The sequence below is a fragment of the Streptomyces sp. NPDC088553 genome (assembly GCF_044752965.1).
In the GTDB taxonomy this organism is placed as follows: domain Bacteria; phylum Actinomycetota; class Actinomycetes; order Streptomycetales; family Streptomycetaceae; genus Streptomyces.
In genome coordinates this window covers 119,742-144,326 of record NZ_JBIVMG010000016.1, presented here as the reverse complement: position 1 = coordinate 144,326, position 24,585 = coordinate 119,742, and the positions used below count along the sequence as shown (strand labels likewise).

Sequence of the window (24,585 nt, the reverse complement as noted above, 5' to 3'; positions counted from 1 at the left end):
GGGCCGACCGGAGGCGTCCTACGGCGCCTCCGGCTCCTCCCCCGTCCGCTGCACGTACCGCAGGACGCCCCACATGCTGTGCTCGTCGGGGGCGTCCTGCGGCCCGTTCTGCTCGCACTCCGCGAGTTCCTTGCGCAGACCGGACGCGTCGACGCCGGAGCCGATCAGAACGAGCTGGGTGAGCCGCTCCTCGCCCCCGGGCCATCGCTCGGGGTAGAAGCGCAGGAACCGGCCGACCGCGTGCACGACGTAGCGGTTGTCCGGGTCGGCGGCGCCGAAGTCGACGAAGCCCTTGATCCGGTAGAGCCCCTCGGGCCGCGCGTCGAGGAAGGCCATCAGCCGACGCGGGTGGAGCGGGGTGGCAGCGGTCAGGGAGACGCTCTCGTAGGACGTGTGGGTGTGGGCCCGCGGGTCGCCGTCGCGGTCCTCCTCCCCGTACAGGATGTCCTCGATCGACATCTGGCCCTCGATCTCCCCCTCGGGGACCACCCGGTCGAAGAGCAGCTCCGGGTCGATCCGCCCGTGCGTGGCGTCGACGACCACGGCCTTCCCTGCGAGGCCCGCCACCGTCTCGTGAACGGCGAGCAGCTCGGCCCCGGAGACCCGGTCGGTCTTGTTCACGACCACGAGGTCGGCGATCGGCAGATGCCGGTCGGTCTCGGGGTGCCGCTCGCGGGTCGCGGAGAACTCGGCCGCGTCGACGACCTGGACGAGCCCGCCGTACACGATCCGCTCGTTCTCGCTGGCGAGGACCATCCGGACCAGTTCCTGCGGTTCGGCGAGGCCGCTCGCCTCGATCACGATCACGTCGAGCCGCGACTCGGGGCGGGTGAGGACCTCCAGGTACTCGTCGAGCTCGCTCGCGTCGACCGCGCAGCACAGGCAGCCGTTGCCGAGGGAGACGGTGGAGCCGACCTGCCCGGCGATCCTCATCGCGTCGATGCCGATGTCGCCGAAGTCGTTGACCATGACGCCGATACGGGTCCCCCGGGAGCTGCGCAGCAGATGGTTGAGGAGCGTGGTCTTCCCGGCGCCGAGAAACCCGGCCAGGACGACGACGGGGATCTGCTGCGTGGTCAAGGGACGTACCTCCGGTTCCTTCAGGTCCCACGGCTGTGGGACCACCAGAATAGGTTTCCGCACGGACACCCGCGCCGACGCCATTTCCGGTCCCGGGGCGTGGCCCCTTACCGTTTCCGGCATGAGCCCCGCACAGACCAGCCCCCCGCGCCCGCGTGCGCGCCGTCGGCGGTTCGGCTGGCCGCAGCGGGTGTTCTCGCAGGTCCTGCTCATGCAGCTGGCCATCGCGACCGGTGTGACCGTCCTCGCCACCGGGCTCTTCCTGGCCCCGCTCAGCGCCCAGCTGGACGACGAGGCGATGCGGCGCGCCCTGGCCATCGCGGGGACCACGGCGTCACCCCGGCTGGCCGCGGACCTGACCGGTACCCCGCCGTCGGCGCGGGGGCCGGTGCAGACGGAGGCCGAGCGGATCCGGACCTCCACGGGCGCCGAGTACGTCGTCGTCATGGACACGCGCGGGGTGCGCTGGTCGCACACCGACCCCGCCGAGATCGGCAGGCGCGTCTCCACCGATCCGACCGACGTCCTCGCCGGGCGCGAGGTGATGGAGATCGACAGCGGCACCCTGGGCCGCTCGGCTCGCGGCAAGACGCCGCTGCGGGACGCGGACGGGCGGATCGTCGGAGCGGTCTCGGTCGGCATCGAGTACGACAGCGTCCGCGACCGGCTCCTCGCCGCGATCCCGGGCCTCCTCGCCTACGCCGGCGGGGCGCTCGCGGCCGGCGCCCTGGCCGCGTACCTGATCTCCCGGCGTCTTCAGCGGCAGACCCACGACCTGGCCTTCTCCGACATCTCGGCGCTCCTCGCCGAACGCGAGGCCATGCTGCACGGCATCCGCGAGGGCGTCGTGGCCCTGGACCGCAACGGCTCCGTCCGGCTCATGAACGACGAGGCGCAGCGGCTCCTGGGCCTCGGCCCCGAGGCGGCGGGCCGGCCGCTCGATGAGGTCCTCGGCCGGGGCCGTACCGCCGACGTCCTGGCGGGCCGGGTGACGGGCGAGGACCTGCTCACCGTCCGCGGGCACCGGGTGCTCATCGCCAACCGGATGCCGACGGACGACGGCGGCGCCGTGGCGACCCTCCGCGACCGCACCGAACTGGAGCGGCTCGGGCGCGAGCTGGACTCCACCCGGGGCCTGATCGACGCCCTGCGCGCCCAGGACCACGAGCACGCCAACCGGATGCACACCCTCCTGGGGCTCCTGGAGCTGGAGATGCACGAGGAAGCGGTCGAGTTCGTCACCGAGGTGGTCGGCGTGCACCGGGCCACCGCCGAGCAGGTCACGGAGAAGGTCCACGACCCGCTCCTCGCGGCGCTCCTGGTCGGCAAGGCGACCGTCGCCGCCGAGCGGGGCGCCTCGCTGCGGCTCGCCCCCGACTCGCTGCTGCCGGACCGGCTCGTCGACCCTCGCGAGCTGGTCACGGTCGTCGGCAACCTGGTCGACAACGCCCTGGACGCCGTCGCGGGCACCCCGGGCGCCCTGATCGACGTCTCGTTCCGCACCGAGGGGCGGACGGTCGTGCTGCGGGTCACGGACAGCGGCCCGGGGGTTCCCGAGGAGCGCCGCGAGCTGATCTTCACGGAGGGCTGGTCGACGAAGGCGCTTCCGTCGCACGGAAAGCGCGGCCTCGGTCTCGCCCTGGTGCGCCGGCTCGCCGAGCGGCGGGGCGGCACCGCGCGGGTGGCCGACGGGCTCGACGGGGGCGCGGAGTTCACCATCGTCCTTCCGGACGCCCTGACCGAGCCGGAGCCCGATCCGGACCTGGCGGTCCAGGGGCGTGAGCCCGCAGCGGACGCGTCCCTCCGGAGGCTGGAGCCCACACCGGACGCGGCCCTCCGGAGGGCGGAGCCCGCACCGGACGCCGGCGTCCTGGGGGCGGCTCCGGGGCCCGCCGAGGAGGCCCGATGATCGACGTCCTGGTCGTCGACGACGACATGCTGGTCGCCCGGATCAACGCGGCCTACGTCGCCAAGGTGCCCGGCTTCCGCGTCGTCGCCACCGCCCACTCGACCGCCGAGGCGCTCGCCGCCCTGGACGAGCAGCCGGTGGACCTGATCCTCCTGGACCACTACCTGCCCGACGAGAACGGGCTGGCCGCCGTACGGGAGCTCCGCGCGCGTGGCCACCAGTGCGACGTGATCATGGTGACGGCGGCCCGGGACGTGGCCACCGTGCAGGCGGCGATGCGGCACGGCGCCCTCCAGTACCTGGTCAAGCCGTTCAACTTCGCCGGGCTGCGCGCCAAGCTGGAGGCGTACGCGACGCTCCGCCGCGCCCTGGAGAGCGGGGGCGAGGCGGAGCAGGCAGAGGTGGACCGGATCTTCGGGGTCCTTTCGGCGGGCTCCGTGGCCCCGGACCTGCCGAAGGGGCACTCCCCCACGACGGCCGAGCTGGTCCGCCAGGTGCTGCTCGCCGCCGGTGGGCCGCTGTCCGCCCAGGAGATCGCCGAGCGGGCCGGCGTCAGCCGCCAGACCGCCCAGCGCTATCTCAAACTCCTCGAACGGACCGGCAGGGTCCACCTCTCGCTCCGGTACGGCGAGACGGGCCGCCCGGAACACCGCTACGCCTGGGCGACCTCGCCGTCCGGCGGCTGATGCCCAGGTGGGTCAGGCGGCCCCGGCGCCGGTCAGCGACCGGACCTCGGCCTCGGCGTGCCGCGCCTCGTCGGGCGGCTCGGTCGACGTCACGGTCCCGATCCACCCGGCGAGGAAGCCCAGCGGAATGGAGACCGCTCCCGGGTTCTGCAGCGGGAAGAGGCGGAAGTCGACACCGGGGAACAGCGATTCGGGACTGCCGGAGACCACCGGCGAGACGAGGACGAGCAGCACCGCCGGGATCAGACCGCCGTACACCGACCAGACCGCGCCCCGAGTGGTGAACCTCCGCCAGAACAGCGAGTAGAGCAGCACCGGCAAATTGGCGGAGGCCGCGACCGCGAAGGCCAGCCCGACGAGGAAGGCCACGTTGAGGTCGCGGGCGAGCAGCCCCAGACCGATCGCGGCCGCGCCGATCCCCGCGGCGGCGATCCGGGCCACGGTCACCTCGCTGTACTGCTTCGCGTGCCGGCGGCGCAGCGAGGCGTACAGGTCGTGGGCGACGGAGGCCGAGGAGGCGAGGGTGATCCCCGCGACGACGGCGAGGATGGTCGCGAAGGCGACGGCGGCGACGATCGCGAAGAGCACGGTGCCGCCGGTGGAGCCCGCGCCGCCGCCGAGGTCGAGGGCGAGCAGCGGTACGGCGGTGTTCCCTGACGCGTTGGACGCGCGGACCTCGTCGGGGCCGATCAGGGCGGCCGCGCCGAAGCCCAGCACGATGGTCATCAGGTAGAAGCTGCCGATGAGCCCGATGGACCAGACGACCGAGCGGCGGGCGGCCCGGGCGGTCGGCACGGTGTAGAAGCGCGACAGGATGTGGGGCAGTCCCGCCGTGCCGAGGACCAGGGCGAGGCCGAGGCTGATGAAGTCGAGGCGGGACGTCCAGTCGCCGCCGTAGCGGAGCCCGGGGGCGAGGAAGTCCAGGCCGTGGCCACTGCGTTCGGCGGCCGTGGAGAGCAGGCTGTTCACATCGCCGTGGAACCGCAGCAGGACGAGGACGGTGAGCGCGATCGTGCCCGCCATGAGCAGGACCGCCTTGACGATCTGGATCCAGGTGGTGGCCCGCATGCCGCCGAGCGACACGTAGATCACCATCAGCGCGCCGACGCCGATCACCGTCCAGGAGCGGGCCGCCTCGCTGGTGCCGCCGAGCAGCAGCGCGACCAGGCTTCCGGCTCCCACCATCTGGGCCACGAGGTACAGCACGGAGACGGCCACCGAGGACGTGCCCGCGGCGATCCGCACCGGGCGCTCGGCCATCCGCGCGGCGACGACGTCGGCGAGGGTGAACCGCCCGCAGTTGCGGACCAGTTCGGCCACGAGCAGCAGCACGACCAGCCAGGCGACCAGGAATCCGACGGAGTACAGCATGCCGTCGTAGCCGTAGAGGGCGATCAGCCCGGAGATGCCGAGGAACGAGGCCGCGGACATGTAGTCGCCGGCGATGGCGAAGCCGTTCTCCAGGGGCGAGAAGAGCCTGCCCCCGGCGTAGAACTCCTCGGCCGAACCTCGCCGGTTGCGGCTCACCCAGGTCGTGATCCCCAGGGTGACGGCGATGAAGACGCTGAACAGCACGAGCGCCAGGGTCTGGTGGTTCGCGGTCACGGCTGCGCCACCCCTCGGGTCATCTCCTGGGTGTCCCAGCGCAGGTCGAGCGCGGCCCGGTCCCGGCGCAGCCGCGCGTGGCGCGCGTACGCCCAGGTCAGCAGGAAGGTGGTGAGGAACTGCCCGAGCCCCGCCACCATCGCCACGTTCACCACCCCGACGACCGGCCGCGCCATGAGTCCGGGAGCGGCGGTCGCCGCCACGACGTAGGCGAGGTACCAGAGGAGGAACGCGAGGGCGGCCGGGAAGACGAACCGGCGGTAGCGGCTGCGCACCTCCTGGAAGGCAGGGCTCCGCTGCACTTCCAGATAGATCTCCGCCGCGCTGTGGACCCGCTGTCGCGGCACCGCGTCGGGGCGGCCGTCACCGGGAGCTCCGGCCCCCGCGCGCTCGTCCCGGCCGGTGGCCGTCGCGTCGTACCAGGGGTCGTCGAAGGGCACCGCCGTAGCGTCGAGCCCCTCCTGCTTGTCCACCTGCACCACCGGCCAACTCTCCTTGTCAAGCGAACCGTTTCGGCCGCGTGCCCAAGGATGGACAGAGCGGGAAGATCCCGGACTCTTCTCCTCCCGCTGTTCACCCCATCAGGTGACTCTCCGCCCAGGCGCCCTGACCAGACCGTGCTGATATGCGTACCGCACGGCCTGCGCCCGGTCGCGCACCCCCGTCTTGGCGAAGAGATTGTTGATATGGGTCTTCACGGTCGCCGTGGAGATCCGAAGCCGTCCGGCGATCTCCTGGTTGGAGAGCCCGTCGGCGACGAGCACGAGCACCTCCGTCTCCCGCTCGGTGAGCCCGTCGGCCTCCGGGACCACGGGCGCGGCGGTCACCGCCGGATGCACCGCCCCTGGTCCGGTCCCACCCGCCGGCCCCGCCCGCCCGGGCCCCTCCCCCCGCTCCAACAGCTGCTCCAGCAGCCGCCGCTGCACCGTGGGGGAAAGTCCCGCCCGCCCGTCGGTCACGTCCCGCAGGGCCCGTACGATCTCCTCCCCGCCCGCGTCCTTGGTCAAGTACCCGCGCGCCCCGGCCCGCAGCGCCGGGAACAGCGAGTCGTCGTCGGCGTAGGTGGTGAGCACCACGATCTCCGTCCCGGGGTGCCGCTCACGGATCCGGCGGGTGGCCTCGACACCGTCGCACCGCGGCATGCGCAGGTCCATCAGGACCACGTCGGGCGCGAGTTCGGCCGTCAGCGCGACGGCTTCCTCCCCGTCCCGGGCGGACCCGACGACCTCGACCCCGGCAAGCAGCCCAAGCAGCATCACGATCCCCTCACGCACCACGGCCTGATCGTCGGCGACCACCACCCGCACCGCCCGAGCCCCCTCCCAGGAATCGACGTCCTCCGGCCGGGGCAGACCCACGGCCCTCTCTTCGGCGCTCATGCCGGCACCCGCAGCCGCACGGCGAACCCCGGCCCGTCCGGCCCCGCGTCCAGACTGCCGCCGAGCAGCTCGGCCCGCTCCCTCATCCCGAGCAGTCCGTACCCGGATCCGGACGAACCCAGCCCTTGCCCCTCTCTCCCGCCCTCGGCCATGGGCGGTGGCCCGGAGTCACATATCTCCAGGGAGATCTCATCGGCCTCGTAGGCGAACCGGATCCGGGTCCGGGCGCCGGGGGCGTGCTTGCGCACGTTCGTCAGAGCCTCCTGCGCGACCCGTCTCACCGCCTGGGAAGCCTCGGCCGGCAGGTTCCGACGCTCTCCGCTGACATCCACCTCGGCGCGGCCCTCCCGGGCCAGCTCCCGCAGGTATTCCTCGACGGGCACCATGTCTCCGCGCAAAGCCGACAGCGCGTGCCGGGTCTCCGCGAGCCCCTCTCTGGCCATGGAGCGGGCCGAGGTGACGAGCTTGAGGATCTCGCTCCGGTCCGCACCGGCCTCGATCTGGAGCCGGGCGACCTCCAGGTGCACCATCTGGGCGGAGAGGCTGTGGGCGAGCACGTCGTGTATCTCGCGGGCGATCCTGGCTCTCTCGGCCAGCGCGGCCGACGCGGCCTCGGCCTCCCGGGCGAGCCGCTCCTGGGCGAGCAGCTGGAATCCGGCCCCGCGAGCCTGTGCGTCCAGCCGGAGCGAGTAGCCCGCGAGCAGCACGGTCCCGGTCGTGAGGCCGGCTCCCAGGAACCCGGTCTCGTCCGCCTCCACGAAGCCAGGGACGAGCACGGCCACGGTGGCCAGGCCGAAGGGCAGCGGCAGCCGCTCCATCGCCATGATGCAGACGACTATCCACATCACGGTCGCGGACGTCGGCGCCCCCGCCGTGTAGGCCCCGAGGCCGCCCAGGGCTATCACCCCGAGCAGCCCCAGCGAGGCCGCGGCCCGGTGGTCGAGGGTCGTGTGGTGATAGCCGAGCGCCGCCGCCAGACAGAGCCCGTAGCCGAGGGGAGGCAGCGGCGCGTACCAGCCGTCGAACCCTCCCGAGGTGTAGCAGCCGACCAGCACCCAGACGCTCAGGGCCGTGATCATGCTGTAGTCCAGGACGAGCCGGCCCCGGGGCACTCCCTGGCGAGTGAGCGCCTCCCGCGAGGGCCAGGAGTTCCAGGAGCCTTCCTGGGCCGTGCCGGTCCTCGTGTCCGCCCGCTGGCGCTTCTCGTTCATGCCTGTCCCCCTCCGTCACATCGATGCTACGGAGAGTCGAAGGCCGTGTGATCGGCCCCTGGGTGGAGCGTGTGGCTCCACCCAGGGGTGGAGCAGCTCAGGCGTCGATGCGCGACCGGTCGAGGGTCGCCGCGGAGCCGGTGATGAACTCCTTGCGGGGCGCCACGTCGTTGCCCATGAGGAGGTCGAAGACCTGCTCCGACGCGTCCAGGTCGCCGATGTTGATCCGGCGCAGGGTGCGGTGGCGCGGGTCCATCGTGGTCTCCGCGAGCTGGTCGGCGTCCATCTCGCCCAGACCCTTGTAGCGCTGGATGGAGTCCTTGTAGCGGACCCCCTTGCGCTGGTACTCCAGCAGGGTCTGGCGCAGCTCGTTGTCCGAGTACGTGTAGACGTACTTGTCCTGGCCCTTCTTGGGCTGGACGAGCTCGATCCGGTGCAGCGGGGGCACGGCGGCGAAGACCCGCCCGGCCTCGACCATCGGCCGCATGTAGCGCTGGAAGAGCGTCAGCAGCAGACAACGGATGTGGGCGCCGTCGACGTCGGCGTCGACCAGGAGGACGATCTTCCCGTAGCGGGCCGCGTCGATGTCGAAGGTGCGGCCCGAGCCCGCTCCTATGACCTGGATGATCGCCCCGCACTCGGCGTTCTTCAGCATGTCCGAGACGGACGACTTCTGGACGTTGAGAATCTTGCCGCGGATCGGCAGCAGGGCCTGGAACTCGCTGTTGCGGGCGAGCTTGGCCGTACCGAGGGCCGAGTCGCCCTCGACGATGAAGAGCTCACTGCGCTCCACGTCGTCGCTGCGGCAGTCGGCCAGCTTCGCCGGCAGCGAGGAGGACTCCAGCGCGGTCTTCCTGCGCTGCGCCTCCTTGTGCTGGCGGGCGGCGATGCGCGTCCGGGCGGCGGCGACGGCCTTGTCCAGAACGGCACGGGCCTGCGCCTTGGCGTCCCGCTTGGTCGAGGTGAGGAAGGCCTTGAGCTCCTTCGCGACCACGTTCGCCACGATCCGGCGGGCCGCGGACGTACCGAGGACCTCCTTGGTCTGTCCCTCGAACTGCGGCTCGGCGAGGCGGACCGTCACGACGGCCGTGAGCCCCTCCAGGGCGTCGTCCTTGACGATGTCGTCCTCGGCCACGCGCAGCATCTTCGAGGAGCGCAGCACCTCGTTCACCGTCTTGGTGACGGCCTGCTCGAAGCCCGAGACGTGGGTGCCGCCCTTGGGCGTCGCGATGATGTTGACGAAGGACTTGACCGTGCTGTCGTAGCCGGTGCCCCAGCGCAGGGCGACGTCGACGGCGAGCTCACGGGTGACCTCGGTCGGGGTCATGTGGCCACGCTCGTCGAGGACCGGGACGGTCTCCTTGAAGGTGCCCTGGCCGGTGAGGCGCTGGATGTCGCAGACGGCCTTGTCCTGCGCGAGGTACTCGCAGAACTCGCTGATGCCGCCGTCGAAGCGGAAGGTCTCCTCGCTCTTGCCGACCCCCGCCAGGTCCCGCTCGTCGCGGACGACGATGGTGAGGCCGGGCACGAGGAAGGCGGTCTGCCGGGCGCGCTGGTGCAGCGTCTCCAGGGAGAGCTTGGCGTCCTTGAGGAAGATCTGCCGGTCCGCCCAGTAGCGCACGCGCGTGCCGGTGCGGGTCTTGGGCACGCGCTTGCCCTTGCGCAGGCCGTTGCCCGGATCGAAGGGGCTGTCGGGGCCCTGCTCCGTGAAGATGCCCGGCACACCCCGGCGGAAGCTGATCGTGTGCGTGGCGCTGTTCCGGTCGACCTCGACGTCGAGGCGGGCCGACAGGGCGTTGACCACGGAGGCGCCGACGCCGTGCAGACCGCCGGACGCGGCGTACGATCCGCCGCCGAACTTTCCGCCGGCGTGCAGCTTGGTCATCACGACCTCGACTCCGGAGAGTCCGGTCTTCGGCTCCACGTCGACCGGGATGCCCCGGCCGTTGTCCTGGACCTCGACGGAGCCGTCGTCGTGGAGGACGACCTCGATGTGGTCGCAGTAGCCCCCGAGGGCCTCGTCGACGGAGTTGTCGATGATCTCCCAGATGCAGTGCATCAGGCCGCGGCTGTCGGTGGACCCGATGTACATACCGGGGCGCTTGCGGACCGCTTCGAGCCCTTCGAGTACGAGCAGGTGCCGCGCGGTGTAGTTGGAAGCGTCACGGTCTGCGGTCAGCAGCGCACTGGACGGCACGGACGTTTCGGCGGTCACGCGGTTCGCTCCTCGCTGAATTTGAAATCTGGCCCAGAGGGGTAAGGCCCGGCGTCGGTCACCCGTCAGAGGGTACCGATGCCTGGTAGAGCCGTTGTTACGCCACCCTCCCCGATTCCTCATGCTAGTCCAGCGTCGCATGGATGTTCGATCCCTCGATGGGGTGACGCGAACATCACGTTCCCTTCCAGGCATGAACCATTTAGGCTCCGGGCACGTCCTCATGAACAACCGGCAACCACGCCGGGAGGACGGACCGACACAAGCAACGCGAAATCCGTAGTGCGACGCAATACGGCTCATTCGCCGCCAACCGGCAGCAGACAGCCACCTGCGAAGAAGTTTGAAGGAAAAGCCGCGAGCGGGAACGTTTTCGGCCTGGTTGGATGTTGACCCTGGTACGACAGCTCGTCGAGCTAGAGAAGAGGCGACGTGACTACTGTTCTGACCCCCGCGAGCCCCCTGACGGCCGCTGACCGTTGCGACCGCTGCGGCGCCCAGGCATACCTGCGTGTCGTCCTGACCAGCGGAGGTGACTTGCTCTTCTGCGCCCACCACGGACGTAAGTTCGAGCCGGAACTCAAGAAGATCGCCGTTGAGATACAGGATGAGACGGACCGCCTGACGGACGTGCCGGCCCGCACGCAGGGCGACGACCACTGACGTCTCGCATCCACGACGAGCCCAGATCCGGCCAATGACCGGACAACGGGCGGCCACCCCCGCATCCCAAGGGGGGTGGCCGCCCGTTCTCGTACCACCACTGTGCGCCGCGGATCAGACACTGTCCGCCGCGGATGGGACACCGCGCACCGTGGATCAGAAGCGTTCCGGCAGCACCGCCGAGACGCGGGTGTAGACCCCCGGGTTCTCCGCCTGCCCACAACCGCTGCCCCAGGACACCAGGCCGACGAGAAGCCCCTTCGCCACGAGCGGGCCGCCGCTGTCGCCCTGGCACGCGTCCTTGCCGCCGCGCGGGTCGCCCGCGCACAGCATCGTGTCGCCCCGATAGGGGACGCCGAACCCGCCCGGGTACGCCCGCTCGCACGCGCTGTCCGGCAGCACCTGGACCCGCGCCGTCCGTAGCGAGGAGGCATAGGTCCCGTTGCCGGTCGTGTCGCCCCAGCCGTAGACGTCCGCCTCCGTGCCAGGCGTGTACGCCGCGTCTCCCGCGCGGGCCACGCCGATCACGTACGACTGCGGCAGAGCGCTCACCAGCGTCAGCACCGCGAGGTCGCCCGAGTTCGTCGTCGGGTCGTAGTCGGGATTGACCCAGGTGTCCGAGATCCGCACTTCCTGCCCGCCCTGCCCGCGCAGCGCGGCGCGGCCCGCGATGGCCACGAAGTCGCGGACCTCCCACGGCTCGCCGCCGAGGGCCTCACGCCCCAGGCAATGGGCCGCCGTGAGCACTTTGGTCGGCGCCACGAGCACGCCCCCGCAGAACTGCCCCGCGCGCGTACCCCCGAACCGGTCACGGCTGGACAGCGCCACGACCCACGGCGCGTCGGTAATCTGGGCCTCCCGGCCGCCCACCACGACGCTGTCGGCGGCCACGGGGGCGGCGGTGGCCAGCTGTCCCGCCGCCGCCGCGATCAGGCCCAGAGCACCCGTCAATGCTCGGGTGAGGGAACCACGCATGGAGCCTCCTGACTCTCCGGTGATGTCGCTTCACCCAGAGTCCAGCACACGACCGCGCGGTGCACCCCGCACACAGCCGGAGGGCCCGGCTCCCCCTCGGGGAACCGGGCCCTTCCGCGTACCGCTCCTGCCTCGCGTCCGTCGCTCTCGCGGACGGTCGAGGTACGGATCAGTCGAGGTAGTCGCGCAGCACCTGCGAGCGCGACGGGTGACGCAGCTTCGACATGGTCTTCGACTCGATCTGACGGATCCGCTCGCGGGTCACGCCGTAGACCTTGCCGATCTCGTCCAGCGTCTTCGGCTGGCCGTCGGTGAGACCGAAGCGCATCGAGACGACGCCGGCCTCACGCTCGGAGAGCGTGTCGAGCACGGAGTGCAGCTGCTCCTGGAGGAGCGTGAAGCTCACCGCGTCGGCCGGCACGACCGCCTCGGAGTCCTCGATCAGGTCGCCGAACTCGCTGTCGCCGTCCTCACCCAGCGGGGTGTGGAGGGAGATCGGCTCACGACCGTACTTCTGGACCTCGATGACCTTCTCAGGGGTCATGTCGAGCTCCTTGGCCAGCTCCTCCGGGGTGGGCTCACGGCCCAGGTCCTGGAGCATCTGACGCTGCACGCGCGCGAGCTTGTTGATGACCTCTACCATGTGCACCGGGATACGGATGGTGCGGGCCTGGTCGGCCATGGCGCGGGTGATCGCCTGACGGATCCACCAGGTGGCGTACGTGGAGAACTTGTAGCCCTTGGTGTAGTCGAACTTCTCGACCGCGCGGATCAGACCCAGGTTGCCCTCCTGGATCAGGTCCAGGAAGAGCATGCCGCGGCCGGTGTAGCGCTTGGCCAGCGAGACCACCAGACGGAGGTTGGCCTCCAGGAGGTGGTTCTTGGCCCGGCGGCCGTCCTCGGCGATGATCTCCAGCTCGCGCTTGAGCTTCGGCGCGAGCTTGTCCGAGTTCGCGAGCTTGTCCTCGGCGAACAGGCCGGCCTCGATGCGCTTGGCGAGCTCGACCTCCTGCTCGGCGTTGAGGAGCGGGACCTTGCCGATCTGCTTCAGGTAGTCCTTGACCGGGTCGGCGGTGGCACCGGCGACGGCGACCTGCTGCGCCGGAGCGTCGTCCTCGTCCTCGTCGGACAGGACGAAGCCCTTGCTCTCGCCCTCGGTCTCCTCCTCCTCGCCCTTGCCGGGCGCGACGTCCTCGAGCAGCTCTTCGCCCTCGACGGCTTCGTCGGCGTCCTTCTTGGACGTGGTCTTCTTGGCCGCCGTCTTCTTGGCGACGGTCTTCTTGGCCACCGTCTTCTTGGCGACGGTCTTCTTCGCGGCCGCCTTCTTGGCGGCGGATCCGGCCTCGTCGGCCGGGTCGTCGCCCTCTGCCGCGGAGGCCGTGGCGGCCGTGACGGTCGTCTTCGTCACGGTCGTCCTGGCGGTGACGGTCTTGGTGGCGGTGCGCTTGGCCGGGCTCTTCGCGGCGACGCTCTTGCGGGCGCGCTTCGGCGACTCCGCTGCACTGACCATCAGCGTCACACCCTCTTCCTCGAGGATCTGATTGAGGCTGCGCAGAACATTCTTCCACTGGGTTGGCGGAATCTGGTCAGCCTCGAAGGCCCGACGCACGTCATCGCCGGCGATCTGCCCATCAGCCTTTCCCCGCTCGATGAGCGCCATCACAGACTCGGACTCGGCGATCTCCGGCGGGAGCGTACGGGATGTGCTGGCCGACACGAACAACCTCTCGGAACGATGGAAACGGCTTCCGGCCCCGCCCTGGATCGGGCTGGAGCCGACGACCGTCGACGGGGAATGTGCCGACGGCGCGGGCTGGACCGGGGAACTGCACAGCGCCTCCATCGGCTGCTGTATTCCTTCCTCGGCTGTCACCTCTTAGGTCATCGCACGGCTCGGAGGAGTGTTACGCCCAATCTTCGTGGCCCGAGTCACACCTCATGTGCGACAAATCAACGCAGAGGGACATATCAGCGTACATTCACGCCGCCGGAATCCTGGCACCGGCCGGGGAGACCCTTCCGGGCTCCCCGGGCGCCGCTCGGACCCGGCGGCGCGTGATGTCCGCGCCTCCGCGCTCCCGGCCACGGCCCGCGCGTCAGTGTTCGCGGGGGGCGGGGACGACGCGCTCCACCTCGGGGTGGACGGTGAGCAGGGCCCGCATGGCCGCCTCCGCGCCGAGGGCGTCGCCCGTGGCGAGCGCGTCCACGATCCGCGCGTGGTGCGCGAGGCAGGCCTCACTCGGGCGGTCGCAGCCCGTGACGGGGCCGCCGGACACCTGGAGCGCCGCGCCGACGATGCCGGAGAGGTGCTCCAGCATGCGGTTCCCGGCGAGCTGGATGAGGAGCGAGTGGAACTCGGTGTCGGCGCGGGAGAACGTGATGCCGTCCCCCTGGGCGAACGCGTGGCCCATGATCTCGACCATGTCGGCGAGTCGCTGCTGCACGTCCTCGCGGCCGTGCCCGGCGGCGAGGCGGGCGGCCAGGGGCTCGATCGTCCAGCGCATCTCGTTCAGCTCACGGCGCTGGTCGTCGCGCTGCGGGCCGAAGGCGCGCCACTCGATGATGTCGGGGTCGAGGAGGTTCCAGTCGCTGACGGGCCTGACGCGGGTGCCGACGTTCGGGCGGGCGCTGACGAGCCCCTTCGCCTCGAGCACGCGCAGCGACTCGCGGACGACGGTGCGCGAGACCTCGAACCGCTGGCCGATCTCCTCGGGGACGAGCGGACGATCGGCTCCGAGATCGCCGGAGACGATCATCTGGCCGAGCTGCTGGACGAGCTGACCGTGCAGCCCGCGCCCCCGGTTGCCGGCGCTCCGGCGGCCGACGCGGCCCAGGTCGGTGTCCACCCCCTCCCAGGAGGGCGGGCCCACGCGGCCGGCGGCGGGCGCCTCCGCGAAGGGGTAGCGGTCGAGATCGCCCGGGGCGCCGAGGCCGGAGTCGACGGAGCGGGCGGCGGTCATCATGGTGTGCGCAAGGGTACTCACGCATCCTTTGTCGGCGCTGCCTCCGTGACCCTTGAGGTCTTTGGTGAAAAGCACACGAAAGGGTGATCGGCACCCGCTACACAATTGACGATTAATCGGACATAACGGGCAGTATTCAAGAGAGTTGGCCACGAACCGGAATCTTTTGGTCCGCAAGTGATCACCAACGCGCCTTTCGGCGAAGGCCCGTGAACACATAGGCGCAGAGCAACCCGGTCAACGTCAGCGAGAGAGCCACTCCCGCGGGTTGCCCGAGCACCCGCAGTCCTCCCGCCAGCCAGCGGTCCACCGCCGGGGACCACTGCGGACCTGCGAACTCCCGGAGCCGCGACGGGAGTCCGGCGGCCGACCGCACCGAGGGTCCGGTGAGCACCTTCTGGAGCAGCGGGACGAAGGCGACCGGTACCGCGAGGACCGCTGCCACACCGGCCGCCGCCGCCCTGAACACCCCGGCGCCGAGGACTCCGGCCCAGGCGCAGCCGACGATCAGTCCCAGCCAACTCGCGCAGAGAGTCGGCCAATTCTTCGGTACGGAGATCAACTCTCCGCCGTAGACGAATCGCAGGACCTCAAGATCCACCACGGCGACGGCCGCCCCGAGCACCAGGGCGACGGCCGCCGCCACGGCCAGTTTCGCCAGGAGCAGGCCGGGTCTGCGCGGCACGGCTCCCCGGCCCGTGGTGAGCGCGGGATAGCGGTACTCCTCACCGAAGGAGAAGGCACCGAGCAGTCCGGCCCCGAGTGCCGCGGGAGGCAGCGGGGAGAAGGCGGGCCAGCCGGCCAGGACGGCGGGCAGCGCGGCTCTCCCGCCCCGCCCGAGGAGCAGGGCGAGGGTCACGGAGCCGAACAGGACGGCCGCCACGACGAGCGGGGTGGACGGCACACCCAGGAGGCGATGGATCTCGTACCGCAGCGGCCGCAGGGGCGAGCGAGCGGGCCTCCTGGCTCTGCTCGGCTGGGCGGCAGCGGGGTCGCGGGCCACGGGGCCACCGGGCGCGGGGTCACTGGGCACGGGGGCGCCGGGGCGGGGAGCGCCGGGGCCGGCCTCACGGCCGGAGCCGGACGCCGGGCCGCCCTCTCCCGCCGGGGTACGCCGAACAGGCAAGGTGTCAGCGGTGTCGCCGGTCTCGGCGGCGAGCCGGTGGATCGGTACGCCGTGGCGGAACGCCGTGTCGCCGACGGCCGCGCAGTCGCTCCCGTAGACGGACAGTCGGTTGCCGTCCTCGGCGACGACCTCGACCGGCCGACGGGCGGCCCTGGCCTCCTGGGTCACGACCGCGGCGAGCCGTGCGGCCTGCGGGGTGCGGACGGCGACGCGGGGGCGCAGCCGGGTACGGGCGAACTCGGTGACGTCCTGGTCGGCGACGAGTCTCCCACCGTCGAGCGTGACGACCCGGTCGGCGTTGCGGACCGCGTCCTTGGGGTCCGCCGTGGTGTACAGCACGGTTCCCCCGTCGTCCGCGTGCGCCCGCAGCAGCTCGTACAGCCAGGCGCTCTCGGGTACGGAGAGGCCGGCGCCCGGCTCGTCGAGCAGCAGGGTGTGGGGGGCGCCCAACAGGGCTGAGGCGAGGCCGAGTCGGCGATCGGCCCCGATCGGCAGGGTGCCGATCCGCCGGCGCTCCAGACCGTCGAGACCGACGGCCCGGGTGAGTTCGCCGGCCCGTGAGGCGGGAACCCCCGTGGCGGCGCAGAGCATCCGCAGCTGACCCCGGAGTGTGCGGGAGGGGTGCCCGGGGACGTCGCCGAGGAGGACGCCGACCTCGCGCGGAGGGTGGGCGATGCGGTGCAGCGGCCGGCCCCGGAAGTAGGTGATCCCGCGGCCCGGCTCGAGTTCGAGCATGAGCCGGAGCGCGGTGGTCTTGCCGGAGCCCGCGGCACCGAGGAGAGCGGTCACGGCACCCGGCCGGGCCTCGAAGGTCAGATCGTCCACGACGGGCGGGCGATCGCGGCGGGGAGTGCTGGTCAGTCCGATAGCCTGGAGCATCGCTTCTCTCGCGGTAGGTGACACCGCTCCGCGGCAGGGCGGCGCTACCGCAGCAAGATAACGCTACATTTCGGACTTTCGGCGCAGGGTTGGCGCCCAGGAGCGCCGGAAACACCGGTCTGTCAGACCTCGGGGCGCAACATCGGCGGGTTGAGGAGAGTGGCCCCACCTGCCCTGAAGAGCTGGGCCGGACGCCCGCCCTGACGAGTCGTGGTGCCACCGGCCGGAACGAGGAAGCCGGGCGTGCCGGTCACCTTCCGGTGGAAGTTGCGCGGATCCAGGGCCACACCCCAGACGGCCTCGTAGACGCGCCGCAGCTCTCCGACCGTGAACTCCGGCGGACAGAAGGCCGTGGCCAGCGAGGAGTACTCGATCTTGGAGCGGGCGCGCTCCACCCCGTCGGCGAGGATCCGGGCGTGGTCGAAGGCCAACGCCGCCGGGCCGCCTTCCTTCTCCTCACCGCCGGCCTCACCCGAGTCCCCGGCGTCGCCGGAGCCCTGGGCCGCCGCGGTGGCCCCCGCCGTCCCGGCGAGCACGTCCTCGCCGAGCAGCTCCTCGACAGGTGCCCAGCGGGCGCTGTTCGCGTCACCGCCGGCCCGCGGCGCGGGAAGGTCCGGGGCGAGCGCCAGATGCGCGACGCTGACCACCCGCATGCGGGGGTCACGGTCGGGCGCCCCGTACGTCGCCAGCTGCTCCAGGTGCGCGCCGTTGCTCGGTACGGGTGGCGGGGCGGCCGGGTCGTGGGCGCAGAGTCCCGTCTCCTCGACCAACTCACGCGCGGCGGCACCGCTGAGGTCCTCGTCCTCGCGCACGAAGCCGCCGGGCAGCGCCCAACGCCCCTGGTACGGCGCCTCTCCCCGCCGTACGACCAGGGTGCAGAGCGCATGGCGGCGCACGGTGAGCACGACCAGGTCGACGGTCACGGCGAAGGGCGGAAAGGCCGACGGGTCGTAGGGAGGCATGCCGCGATCATAGTCGTCTTCCTGACGATAAGCACGCCCCTCGGGAGCATCCGCGCTGACTTCCGCACCCTGTCGCGAGGCTTCCGTCGTGTCTGTGCCCGGCATCCCTTCACACCCCCAGTTGAAGGCCCTGTGCGGCCTCCTCGACCATACCGAGACCGAGCCTGCCGACCCGCACGGCGAACGGTTCACCCGCCACCACGATCCCCGAGAACCGGATCGCTCCGAGCGGCGCCGACCGCAGCGGATGCGTGGCCACGGACCGGCCCGGCGCATCCGGCCGGATCCCGACGAGGGCGAGCAGCGCGTGAACGGCTCCGGCGGCCGCGACGGCCGCCGGCCGGCACGCGGCGGGGTGCGGCACCGGCCGGCCGCCCGCCGTGCGCTGCTCCCCCGCATACATCTCGGGCAACCGGTACGAGAAGGCCTCCGCCGCGTCGAGCAGCCCCCGGAGCAGGGAGGCGGCCTCCTTCTCGTGGCCGAGGGCGGCGAGTCCTGCCACGGCGACCGCCGTCTCGTGCACCCGCACCGCACCCGCGCGGTGGCCGAAGGGGTTGTGTCCCGGCTCCTTGGCGCCCAGTCCGCGCAGCCCCCAGCCGGAGTCAAGGGCAGGCGTGCCGAGCAGTCGCGCCACCTGTTCGGTCTCCGTCCGGTCCAGCAGCCCGTGGGCGAGCCGGCCGCCGCCCAGCAGCCCGGTGTCGAGCAGATGAGCGGCCCAGCCACCCAGCTGGGGCCAGGTCCTGCCGTCCGGTCCGCGGGCGGCGGCGGGTCGGCCGCCGGCCCGGTCGTCGAGCCAGAACTCCCGCCGGAAGCGCTCGCGCAGCGTCCCTGCCGCATCGCGCAGCGCGTCTCCCCCGGGCCTGTCGCAGGCGTCGAGCAGGTCCGCTCCGAGCAGCGCCGCGCGGTGCGCGTGTGCCTGTGTCTCGGCGCGCCAGGGCCCGGCGGGCCCCGGGTCCGGCACGAGCCCGCTCGCGCCGGCCGTCCGGCGCAGCCATTCGAGGCAGCGCTCCGCCACGGGAAGCAGCTCTTCCAGGTCCGCCGCCGGCAGCCCCCAGCGGCGGGCCTCGGCGAGCACGACCGGATAGGCGAGGGTGGCCTCGATGCCGGTGCAGCGGGGCGGCAGATGCGGGCCCGCGTCCCTGAGGGGCCCCTGGACGCGGCCGGACTCGGCTCCGTCGCCGCCGAGTTGGGTGCGCCCGAGGGCACGCAGGGTGGTGACGGCGAGCCGGGTGCCGAGGGGCAGGGCCATCCGGGCCGCCCAGAGCGCCTCGGCGGTGACGGGTCCGCAGCGCCAGGGGACGCCTGCGGCGAGGTGGACGTCGGCCGGGTGCGCCGGGTCGCGCTGAAGCAGGGCCCGCAGGTCCTCGACGGAGGCGCGCAGCAGCTCCCCGGGGCGGGGGTCGTCGCCCTCGGCGAGGGCTTCGGCGAGGACGTGGCCTCCCGGCCGTCCCCCGCCGCCGCCCGCGGCGCCGGTGGACCGGCCGGGTGCGCCGTCGCGTACCCGTAGCCGGACCGTGAACGTGCCCCCGGGCGCCAGCTCGGCCTCCCAGCGGAGGACGCCCGCCGCCGCCAGGGCGTCCATGGGGGGCGGGTCCGCCGTGACGGTGACGGATCGTCCGCCGTCACCGGTCCAGCGCAGGCCGGTGCCGTGGACGCTCGCGGTGAGCTCGGGTCCGGGCCGGCCGGACGCCACCGCGCCCAGGTCCGCGAGATCCGACCCCAGAGCGATTTCCACGGGGAGCCGGAGCGGGCGGGCGACGGCACTGCGCAGGGTGATCCGCTCGCTGCCGTCGGCGCTCCGTGTGCGTTCGACGGTGAGTCCCGGATCGGGTCCCATGTCCCCGGGGACGCGGAGGACTCCGAGGAACAGCGCCCGGTCCGAGGCCGCCATACGGCCCTGAAGAGCGACCGGCTCGCGCCCCGCCACGCGCAGGACGCAGCGGGAGAGGAGTCGTCTCCCCGCCGCGTACACGCCCTCGGGTCCCTCGCCGGTGAGCTGGCCGTGCTCGGCGCAGACGGCGAGGGCGGGCAGGGCCACGCAGAGAAGCGCGTCGTGCACCGAGGGAAGCTCCACGGGCCGGGCCGCGCGCGGCGGCTCGGCTCCGGCAACGACACCGGCCGCGGATCGGCGCCCGGTGGGGCGTCCGGGCACGTGGCCGATCGGGGGTCCGGTGGGGCGGCCGGGGGCCGGGACAGGGCTGAGGGCCATGGCGGGTACGGGGTGCTCTCTGTGCGGACCGGGCGGCCGGCGAAGTGTCGGCGGGACGGTTCGGACGACTCCGCCAGAGAGCTGAACGCGCCGACGGGCGGCCGGGTCACGGTCCTCATCGGCCGCTCCTGGTGCCGCGCTGTCCACCGCGCCTCGGAGTTCCGCTCCCCGGCTTGCCCGCGGCGGGCCCGCCGGGCCGGACGCCGGCCGAGGAACGGCGCTCCTCTCCACCGGTCCGGCGGCCGGGCTTCCGGAGTGTCTGCCGGCTGCTCTGCGGGCGGGCGACGCGTGTCCGGACCCGCGGGGAAGTACCCGAAGCGGCCTCGTCCGAGGCGATCCGGCCGTCCCGCTCGGTCCGCAGACAGGAGCGGAGCGACTCGGGGTCGAGCCCTTCGTTGCACGCCTGGTGCAGCAGCCGGGCGAAGACGTACTCGGGGTCGATGTCGAGCGCGAGCCCGAGGGCGACCCGGGCGGTCGGCTCGTCGCCGGTGGACCAGGCCGTCCAGCCCGCGAGGGTGAGGGGTGCGGCGGCGTGCTCCTGGTAGGGGGCGACGCAGCGTCGGGCGAGGACGCGCCAGAGGCGCAGGGCGGCGGCGCCCTCCCATCCCTCCATCCACTCGGCGGCGCGGTCCCGGGTGACCCGGTCCTGGAGGCCGAGGATCAGCGCGGCCGCTTCGCCGGCCTCGACCAGGGCGTCGTCGGCCGCGTCGCTCTCGGCGGTGCCCACGGCGCTTCCCCTGACGGCCCTCGGGACGGTCGAGCCGCCGGCCCGGCCGGTCGGCCCGGCCTCCCCCGGCGGACGGGCGAACCGGCGGAGGACCTCCCGTGCGAGGCGCAGCGTCGTCTCGCGCACCTCCACCCGCCCCTTGCCCTCGGCGTCCTCGAGGATCCTGGGGACGATCGCGGCGGCGCTCGCGTCGAGTGCCGCGCGCTGTTCTTCCTCCCGGGGTCCGCCGGAGGGCTGGAACCGCCGCTCCATGTCCCGCAGGGACCCCCGCACCTGGACTCCGGCGTACGCCGCGGTCGCCGCCATCACCGACGTGCCGCTGAGGGCGAGCGGGGTGCCGTCGGCCGGGCAGCAGCGGGTGTCGGGGCAGCAGTAGGAGAAGTAGAGACCGTCGGAGATGCAGAGGGCCTCGTAGACCGGGATGTCGAGGGCGCCGCACGCCGTGCGCAGCCGCTGGGCGAACGGGCGCAGTCGCTCCATGACGCTGCGGCCCGTCTCGCCTGCCGCGGGGTCCTGGCAGAGGAAGACGACGATGCCGTCGGGTCGGGTGCCGCTCCTGCTGCCTCCCTCGACGAGGCATTCGGCGAGGTGATCGGCGGTGGACGCCCATTCGCGGGGCGAGCGGGGAATGCCCAGCCTGACCCGTCCTCCGAAGCGGCCGTGCTCGCCGTGGAGGGCGACCAGGACGACGGAGTCGGTGGGGTGGAAGCCCAGCACGAACGGCAGGGCGTCGGCCAGTTCCGCCGGGCCGCGCAGGGTGATCCGGGTACGGGAGAGGTCGCTTGATTCGTGGTGATTCGCGTTCATGGTCAGGACGGTCTCGTGATCTCCCGAAATCCGAAACCCCTGTGGATAACTCCCGGAACGGGGCTTCCGTCGCCCCGTCGGGTTGTCCACAGGTTCGGCTCTCATTCGCGCGATGTCCGAGGCATCGGGTTGCATGGAGTCATGACCCACGCAGACTCCCTGGAAGACCGCGCCGCACTCCGGACCGCCGCCGATGCCGTGCTCGCCCGTCTCGTCTCGGACCCGACCGGCACGGCGAGACTGCGCGAGGACCAGTGGCGGGCGATCGAGGCCCTGGTCGCCGACCGGCGCCGGGCCCTGGTGGTGCAGCGGACGGGCTGGGGCAAGTCGGCCGTGTACTTCGTGGCGACCTCGCTGCTCCGTGAGCGCGGCAGCGGCCCGACCGTGATCGTCTCCCCGCTGCTCGCGCTGATGCGCAACCAGGTGGAGGCGGCCGCTCGGGCGGGCATCCGCGCCCGGACGATCAACTCGTCGAACACGGAGGAGTGGGACACGGTCCAGGAGGAGGTGGCCGCCGGTGAGGTGGACGTGCTCCTGGTGAGCCCCGAGCGGCTCAACAATCCGGATTTCCGTGACCAGGTGCTTCCCCGGCTCGCTGCCGCCACCGGGCTGCTCGTGGTCGACGAGGCGCACTGCATCTCGGACTGGGGGCACGACTTCCGGCCGGACTACCGCCGGCTGCGCACGATGCTGGCGGACCTGCCGTCCGGGGTTCCGGTGCTCGCCACCACGGCAACGGCGAACGCCCGGGTGACGGCGGACGTGGCCGAGCAGCTCGGTACGGGTGCCGGCACGGACGCCCTGGTCCTGCGCGGCGCGCTGGACCGGGAGAGTCTGAGCCTGGGCGTGGTCCGGCTGCCGGACGCGGCCCACCGGCTGGCCTGGCTGGCCGACCACCTCGGCGAGCTGCCCGGTTCCGGCATCATCTACACGCTGACGGTCGCCGCGGCGGACGAGGTCACGGCCTATCTGCGCCAGTGCGGGCACACGGTCTCCTCGTACACGGGCCGCACGGAGAACGCCGACCGGCAGCAGGCGGAGGACGATCTCCAGGCCAACCGGGTCAAGGCCCTCGTGGCGACCTCCGCCCTCGGCATGGGCTTCGACAAGCCCGACCTGGGCTTCGTGGTGCACCTCGGGTCGCCCTCCTCCCCGATCGCGTACTACCAGCAGGTCGGCCGTGCCGGGCGAGGTGTGGAACACGCCGAGGTGCTGCTGCTGCCCGGGCAGGAGGACGAGGCGATCTGGCGCTACTTCGCCTCGGTCGCCTTCCCGCCGGAGGAGCAGGTGCGCCGCACGATCGACGTGCTCGCCCAGGCGGGCAGGCCCTTGTCCCTGCCCGCGCTCGAGCCCCTGGTGGAGCTGCGCAGGACCCGTCTGGAGACGATGCTCAAGGTCCTCGACGTGGACGGCGCGGTGAAGCGGGTGAAGGGCGGGTGGGAGAGCACGGGCCGTCCCTGGGTGTACGACAGCGAGCGGTACGCCTGGGTGGCGCGGCAGCGGGAGGCCGAGCAGCAGGCGATGCGCGATTACGCGGCCTCGTCGGGCTGCCGGATGGAGTTCCTGCGCCGTCAGTTGGACGACGAGGAGGCCGCGCCGTGCGGTCGCTGCGACAACTGCGCGGGGAGCCGGTTCGACCCGAAGGTCTCCGACGCGGCGCTTGACGCGGCCAAGGGCGAGCTGGGCAGGCCGGGTGTGGAGGTCGAGCCCCGGAAGATGTGGCCGACCGGACTCGCGGCCGTCGGGGTCGATCTGAAGGGTCGTATCCCGGCGGGCGAGCAGGCTTTCGGCGGCCGGGCCCTGGGGCGGCTCTCGGACATCGGCTGGGGCAACCGGCTGCGTCCGCTGCTGGCCGACAGCGCCGCCGACGGTCCGGTTCCGGACGATGTCGTGCAGGCGGTGGTGCATGTGCTCGCCGACTGGGCGAAGGGGCCCGGCGGTTGGGCCTCCGGGGCGCCCGACGCACCCGCCCGGCCGGCCGGTGTGGTCACGGTCGCCTCCCATCGAAGGCCTCGACTGGTGGGTTCACTCGGACAGCGAATCGCCGAGATCGGCAGAATGCCCCTGCTCGGGGCGGTGGAGTACGCGCCCGAGGCAGAGGATGTACGGCTGTCCCGGACCAACAGCGCCCAGCGGGTGGTGGGGTTGCAGCGCACCCTGACGGTCTCCGCCGAACTGGGCAAGCGGCTGGCCGCGGCGGGCGGGCCGGTGCTCCTCGTCGACGATCTGTCCGACAGCGGTTGGACCTTGGCGGTGGCGGCCCGGCTGCTGCGACGGGCCGGAGCGGAAGGGGTGTACCCGCTGGTACTTGCCGTCCAGGGGTGAAACGGGAGGGCGAACGGGGAGTGAACAATGGGCAACTGGGCAGGGATATGAAAGGCATACCGACGCAATCCCGTCAGCGGCCTCAATTGCTCGTTGCCGCCCGCCCACGGGCCAGCAAGAATTGGGAAACCGCCTCGCACGCCCCGCCAGCGGTCCGGACGGGCTGTGCTGTGGTGCGCCCTCACCCGACCTTGCCCGCCTCGCGGGCGCGTATCCGAAGGGAGGACCGTGACCCTCGGATTCGCTCCGCCCACAGCCGCCTCGCTCAGATCGCCGTCCGAGTCCGCCAGCCGCCTCGCTCGGATACTCGAACCGTCCGAATGGGCCGCGGCGGGGATCCCCCTGTTGAGCAATCCTCGTGAGGTCGTCGGCGGACTGCACTCACGCCACACGCCCACGCCCTCGATGGCGGTCCTCGCGGTCCTGGACCACGAGGAACGAATCGCCGCCAGCGCCTCGTTCGTCCGTCGCCCCACCCCGGCGGACGGCTGGGAGTTCCGCAACGCACTGCTCGCGCATCTGCGGCGGGTCATTCCGCACGACCTCCGCAGACGCACACCCGTACGGACCGCGGTGCTGATGTACTGCCGTGAGGGCGACGAGCGCTGGACCGAGGAGGACGGAGCCTGGATGTGGGGGCTCCGGGACGCCTGCACCCTGCACGGGCTCCGCTGCGGCGCGTACATCACGCTGACCCGGGCGGGCTGGCAGGTGCTCGGTGAAGGCCGCGGCGGCCGGCGCCCGAGCTCCGATTCGCTCGCCCTGCCGCTCGGCGAGGGGCCGGCCGAGCTCGGCCGACTGACGCCGAGAACCGCGAGCGGCGCGACCGAGCCCCTGCGCCGGGCCGCAGCGCGCTGATCGCGC

At 72.4% G+C, this 24,585-nt stretch carries 18 protein-coding genes; 5 read left to right on the top strand and 13 right to left on the bottom strand.

Going from position 1 to position 24,585, the window contains the following annotated elements; genetic code table 11:
- Positions 1–18 precede the first annotated feature (18 nt).
- Positions 19–1,080: a CobW family GTP-binding protein gene (locus tag ACIP8Z_RS36545; protein ID WP_402091117.1), complete on the bottom strand. Its 1,062-nt coding sequence runs from the start codon at positions 1,078–1,080 to the stop codon at positions 19–21.
- Between the two features lie 121 nt (positions 1,081–1,201).
- On the opposite strand from ACIP8Z_RS36545, the gene ACIP8Z_RS36540 reads away from it, so the two are divergent.
- Both ACIP8Z_RS36540 and ACIP8Z_RS36535 read left to right on the top strand, forming a co-directional pair.
- Positions 1,202–2,989, top strand: a complete 1,788-nt coding sequence (locus ACIP8Z_RS36540; RefSeq protein WP_402091115.1) for an ATP-binding protein — start codon at positions 1,202–1,204, stop codon at positions 2,987–2,989.
- A complete protein-coding gene (locus tag ACIP8Z_RS36535; RefSeq protein ID WP_402091113.1) occupies positions 2,986–3,675 on the top strand; it encodes a response regulator in 690 nt (229 codons plus the stop codon). Before ACIP8Z_RS36540 ends, ACIP8Z_RS36535 begins: the two co-directional genes overlap by 4 nt.
- A 12-nt stretch (positions 3,676–3,687) precedes the next feature.
- Here the strand turns inward: ACIP8Z_RS36535 and ACIP8Z_RS36530 are convergent, their stop codons facing one another.
- The 5 genes from ACIP8Z_RS36530 to ACIP8Z_RS36510 all read right to left on the bottom strand — a co-directional run bounded on the left by ACIP8Z_RS36530 (position 3,688) and on the right by ACIP8Z_RS36510 (position 10,085).
- On the bottom strand, positions 3,688–5,280 hold the full coding sequence (locus ACIP8Z_RS36530) for a cation acetate symporter (protein WP_402091111.1): 1,593 nt from the start codon (positions 5,278–5,280) through the stop codon (positions 3,688–3,690).
- On the bottom strand, positions 5,277–5,762 hold the full coding sequence (locus ACIP8Z_RS36525) for a DUF485 domain-containing protein (RefSeq protein WP_402091110.1): 486 nt from the start codon (positions 5,760–5,762) through the stop codon (positions 5,277–5,279). Before ACIP8Z_RS36525 ends, ACIP8Z_RS36530 begins: the two co-directional genes overlap by 4 nt.
- Before the next feature lie 99 nt (positions 5,763–5,861).
- The gene (locus tag ACIP8Z_RS36520; protein ID WP_402091108.1) at positions 5,862–6,659 is read right to left on the bottom strand and encodes a response regulator; all 798 of its coding nucleotides are present in this window, start codon (positions 6,657–6,659) and stop codon (positions 5,862–5,864) included.
- A complete protein-coding gene (locus tag ACIP8Z_RS36515; protein WP_402091106.1) occupies positions 6,656–7,870 on the bottom strand; it encodes a sensor histidine kinase in 1,215 nt (404 codons plus the stop codon). The genes ACIP8Z_RS36520 and ACIP8Z_RS36515 overlap by 4 nt, the downstream gene beginning before the upstream one ends.
- 97 nt (positions 7,871–7,967) lie before the next feature.
- Complete coding sequence (locus tag ACIP8Z_RS36510; RefSeq protein ID WP_319320577.1) at positions 7,968–10,085, bottom strand: DNA topoisomerase IV subunit B; 2,118 nt, start codon at positions 10,083–10,085, stop codon at positions 7,968–7,970.
- Between the two features lie 432 nt (positions 10,086–10,517).
- On the opposite strand from ACIP8Z_RS36510, the gene ACIP8Z_RS36505 reads away from it, so the two are divergent.
- Positions 10,518–10,748, top strand: a complete 231-nt coding sequence (locus ACIP8Z_RS36505) for a hypothetical protein (RefSeq protein ID WP_015036683.1) — start codon at positions 10,518–10,520, stop codon at positions 10,746–10,748.
- Between the two features lie 156 nt (positions 10,749–10,904).
- On the opposite strand, the gene ACIP8Z_RS36500 is transcribed toward ACIP8Z_RS36505, so the two are convergent.
- From ACIP8Z_RS36500 to ACIP8Z_RS36470, 7 genes are all read right to left on the bottom strand, one after another.
- Positions 10,905–11,723 carry a serine protease gene (locus tag ACIP8Z_RS36500; protein ID WP_402091104.1) on the bottom strand — a complete coding sequence of 273 codons (819 nt, stop codon included), beginning with the start codon at positions 11,721–11,723 and terminating at the stop codon, positions 10,905–10,907.
- Positions 11,724–11,892: 169 nt separating this feature from the next.
- Positions 11,893–13,440 (bottom strand): RNA polymerase sigma factor, encoded by a 1,548-nt coding sequence (locus ACIP8Z_RS36495; RefSeq protein WP_073907476.1) that lies wholly within the window; start codon positions 13,438–13,440, stop codon positions 11,893–11,895.
- 379 nt (positions 13,441–13,819) lie between these two features.
- Positions 13,820–14,707 carry a FadR/GntR family transcriptional regulator gene (locus ACIP8Z_RS36490; RefSeq protein ID WP_402091101.1) on the bottom strand — a complete coding sequence of 296 codons (888 nt, stop codon included), beginning with the start codon at positions 14,705–14,707 and terminating at the stop codon, positions 13,820–13,822.
- Positions 14,708–14,867: 160 nt separating this feature from the next.
- A complete protein-coding gene (locus tag ACIP8Z_RS36485; protein WP_402091098.1) occupies positions 14,868–16,691 on the bottom strand; it encodes an ATP-binding cassette domain-containing protein in 1,824 nt (607 codons plus the stop codon).
- 122 nt (positions 16,692–16,813) lie between these two features.
- The gene (locus tag ACIP8Z_RS36480) at positions 16,814–17,653 is read right to left on the bottom strand and encodes an NUDIX domain-containing protein (RefSeq protein WP_402091096.1); all 840 of its coding nucleotides are present in this window, start codon (positions 17,651–17,653) and stop codon (positions 16,814–16,816) included.
- 109 nt (positions 17,654–17,762) lie between these two features.
- The gene (locus tag ACIP8Z_RS36475) at positions 17,763–19,862 is read right to left on the bottom strand and encodes a glycogen debranching N-terminal domain-containing protein (protein WP_402091093.1); all 2,100 of its coding nucleotides are present in this window, start codon (positions 19,860–19,862) and stop codon (positions 17,763–17,765) included.
- Positions 19,863–19,977: 115 nt separating this feature from the next.
- Positions 19,978–21,396: a DUF4192 domain-containing protein gene (locus ACIP8Z_RS36470; protein WP_402091091.1), complete on the bottom strand. Its 1,419-nt coding sequence runs from the start codon at positions 21,394–21,396 to the stop codon at positions 19,978–19,980.
- Between the two features lie 141 nt (positions 21,397–21,537).
- Here ACIP8Z_RS36470 and ACIP8Z_RS36465 point away from each other — a divergent pair, with 141 nt between their 5' ends.
- Positions 21,538–23,721 carry a RecQ family ATP-dependent DNA helicase gene (locus ACIP8Z_RS36465; protein ID WP_402091090.1) on the top strand — a complete coding sequence of 728 codons (2,184 nt, stop codon included), beginning with the start codon at positions 21,538–21,540 and terminating at the stop codon, positions 23,719–23,721.
- Positions 23,722–23,949: 228 nt separating this feature from the next.
- Entirely contained in the window at positions 23,950–24,579 is a 630-nt protein-coding gene (locus tag ACIP8Z_RS36460; RefSeq protein ID WP_402091087.1) for a hypothetical protein, read from the top strand.
- Positions 24,580–24,585: the final 6 nt, after the last annotated feature.

Coding starts and splice junctions, on each gene's coding strand:
- ACIP8Z_RS36540 (WP_402091115.1), top strand. CDS start 1,202: ATGAGCCCCGCACAGACCAGCCCCCCGCGCCCGCGTGCGCGCCGTCGG.
- ACIP8Z_RS36535 (WP_402091113.1), top strand. CDS start 2,986: ATGATCGACGTCCTGGTCGTCGACGACGACATGCTGGTCGCCCGGATC.
- ACIP8Z_RS36520 (WP_402091108.1), bottom strand. CDS start 6,659: ATGAGCGCCGAAGAGAGGGCCGTGGGTCTGCCCCGGCCGGAGGACGTC.
- ACIP8Z_RS36515 (WP_402091106.1), bottom strand. CDS start 7,870: ATGAACGAGAAGCGCCAGCGGGCGGACACGAGGACCGGCACGGCCCAG.
- ACIP8Z_RS36500 (WP_402091104.1), bottom strand. CDS start 11,723: ATGCGTGGTTCCCTCACCCGAGCATTGACGGGTGCTCTGGGCCTGATC.
- ACIP8Z_RS36485 (WP_402091098.1), bottom strand. CDS start 16,691: ATGCTCCAGGCTATCGGACTGACCAGCACTCCCCGCCGCGATCGCCCG.
- ACIP8Z_RS36480 (WP_402091096.1), bottom strand. CDS start 17,653: ATGCCTCCCTACGACCCGTCGGCCTTTCCGCCCTTCGCCGTGACCGTC.
- ACIP8Z_RS36475 (WP_402091093.1), bottom strand. CDS start 19,862: ATGGCCCTCAGCCCTGTCCCGGCCCCCGGCCGCCCCACCGGACCCCCG.
- ACIP8Z_RS36470 (WP_402091091.1), bottom strand. CDS start 21,396: ATGAACGCGAATCACCACGAATCAAGCGACCTCTCCCGTACCCGGATC.
- ACIP8Z_RS36465 (WP_402091090.1), top strand. CDS start 21,538: ATGACCCACGCAGACTCCCTGGAAGACCGCGCCGCACTCCGGACCGCC.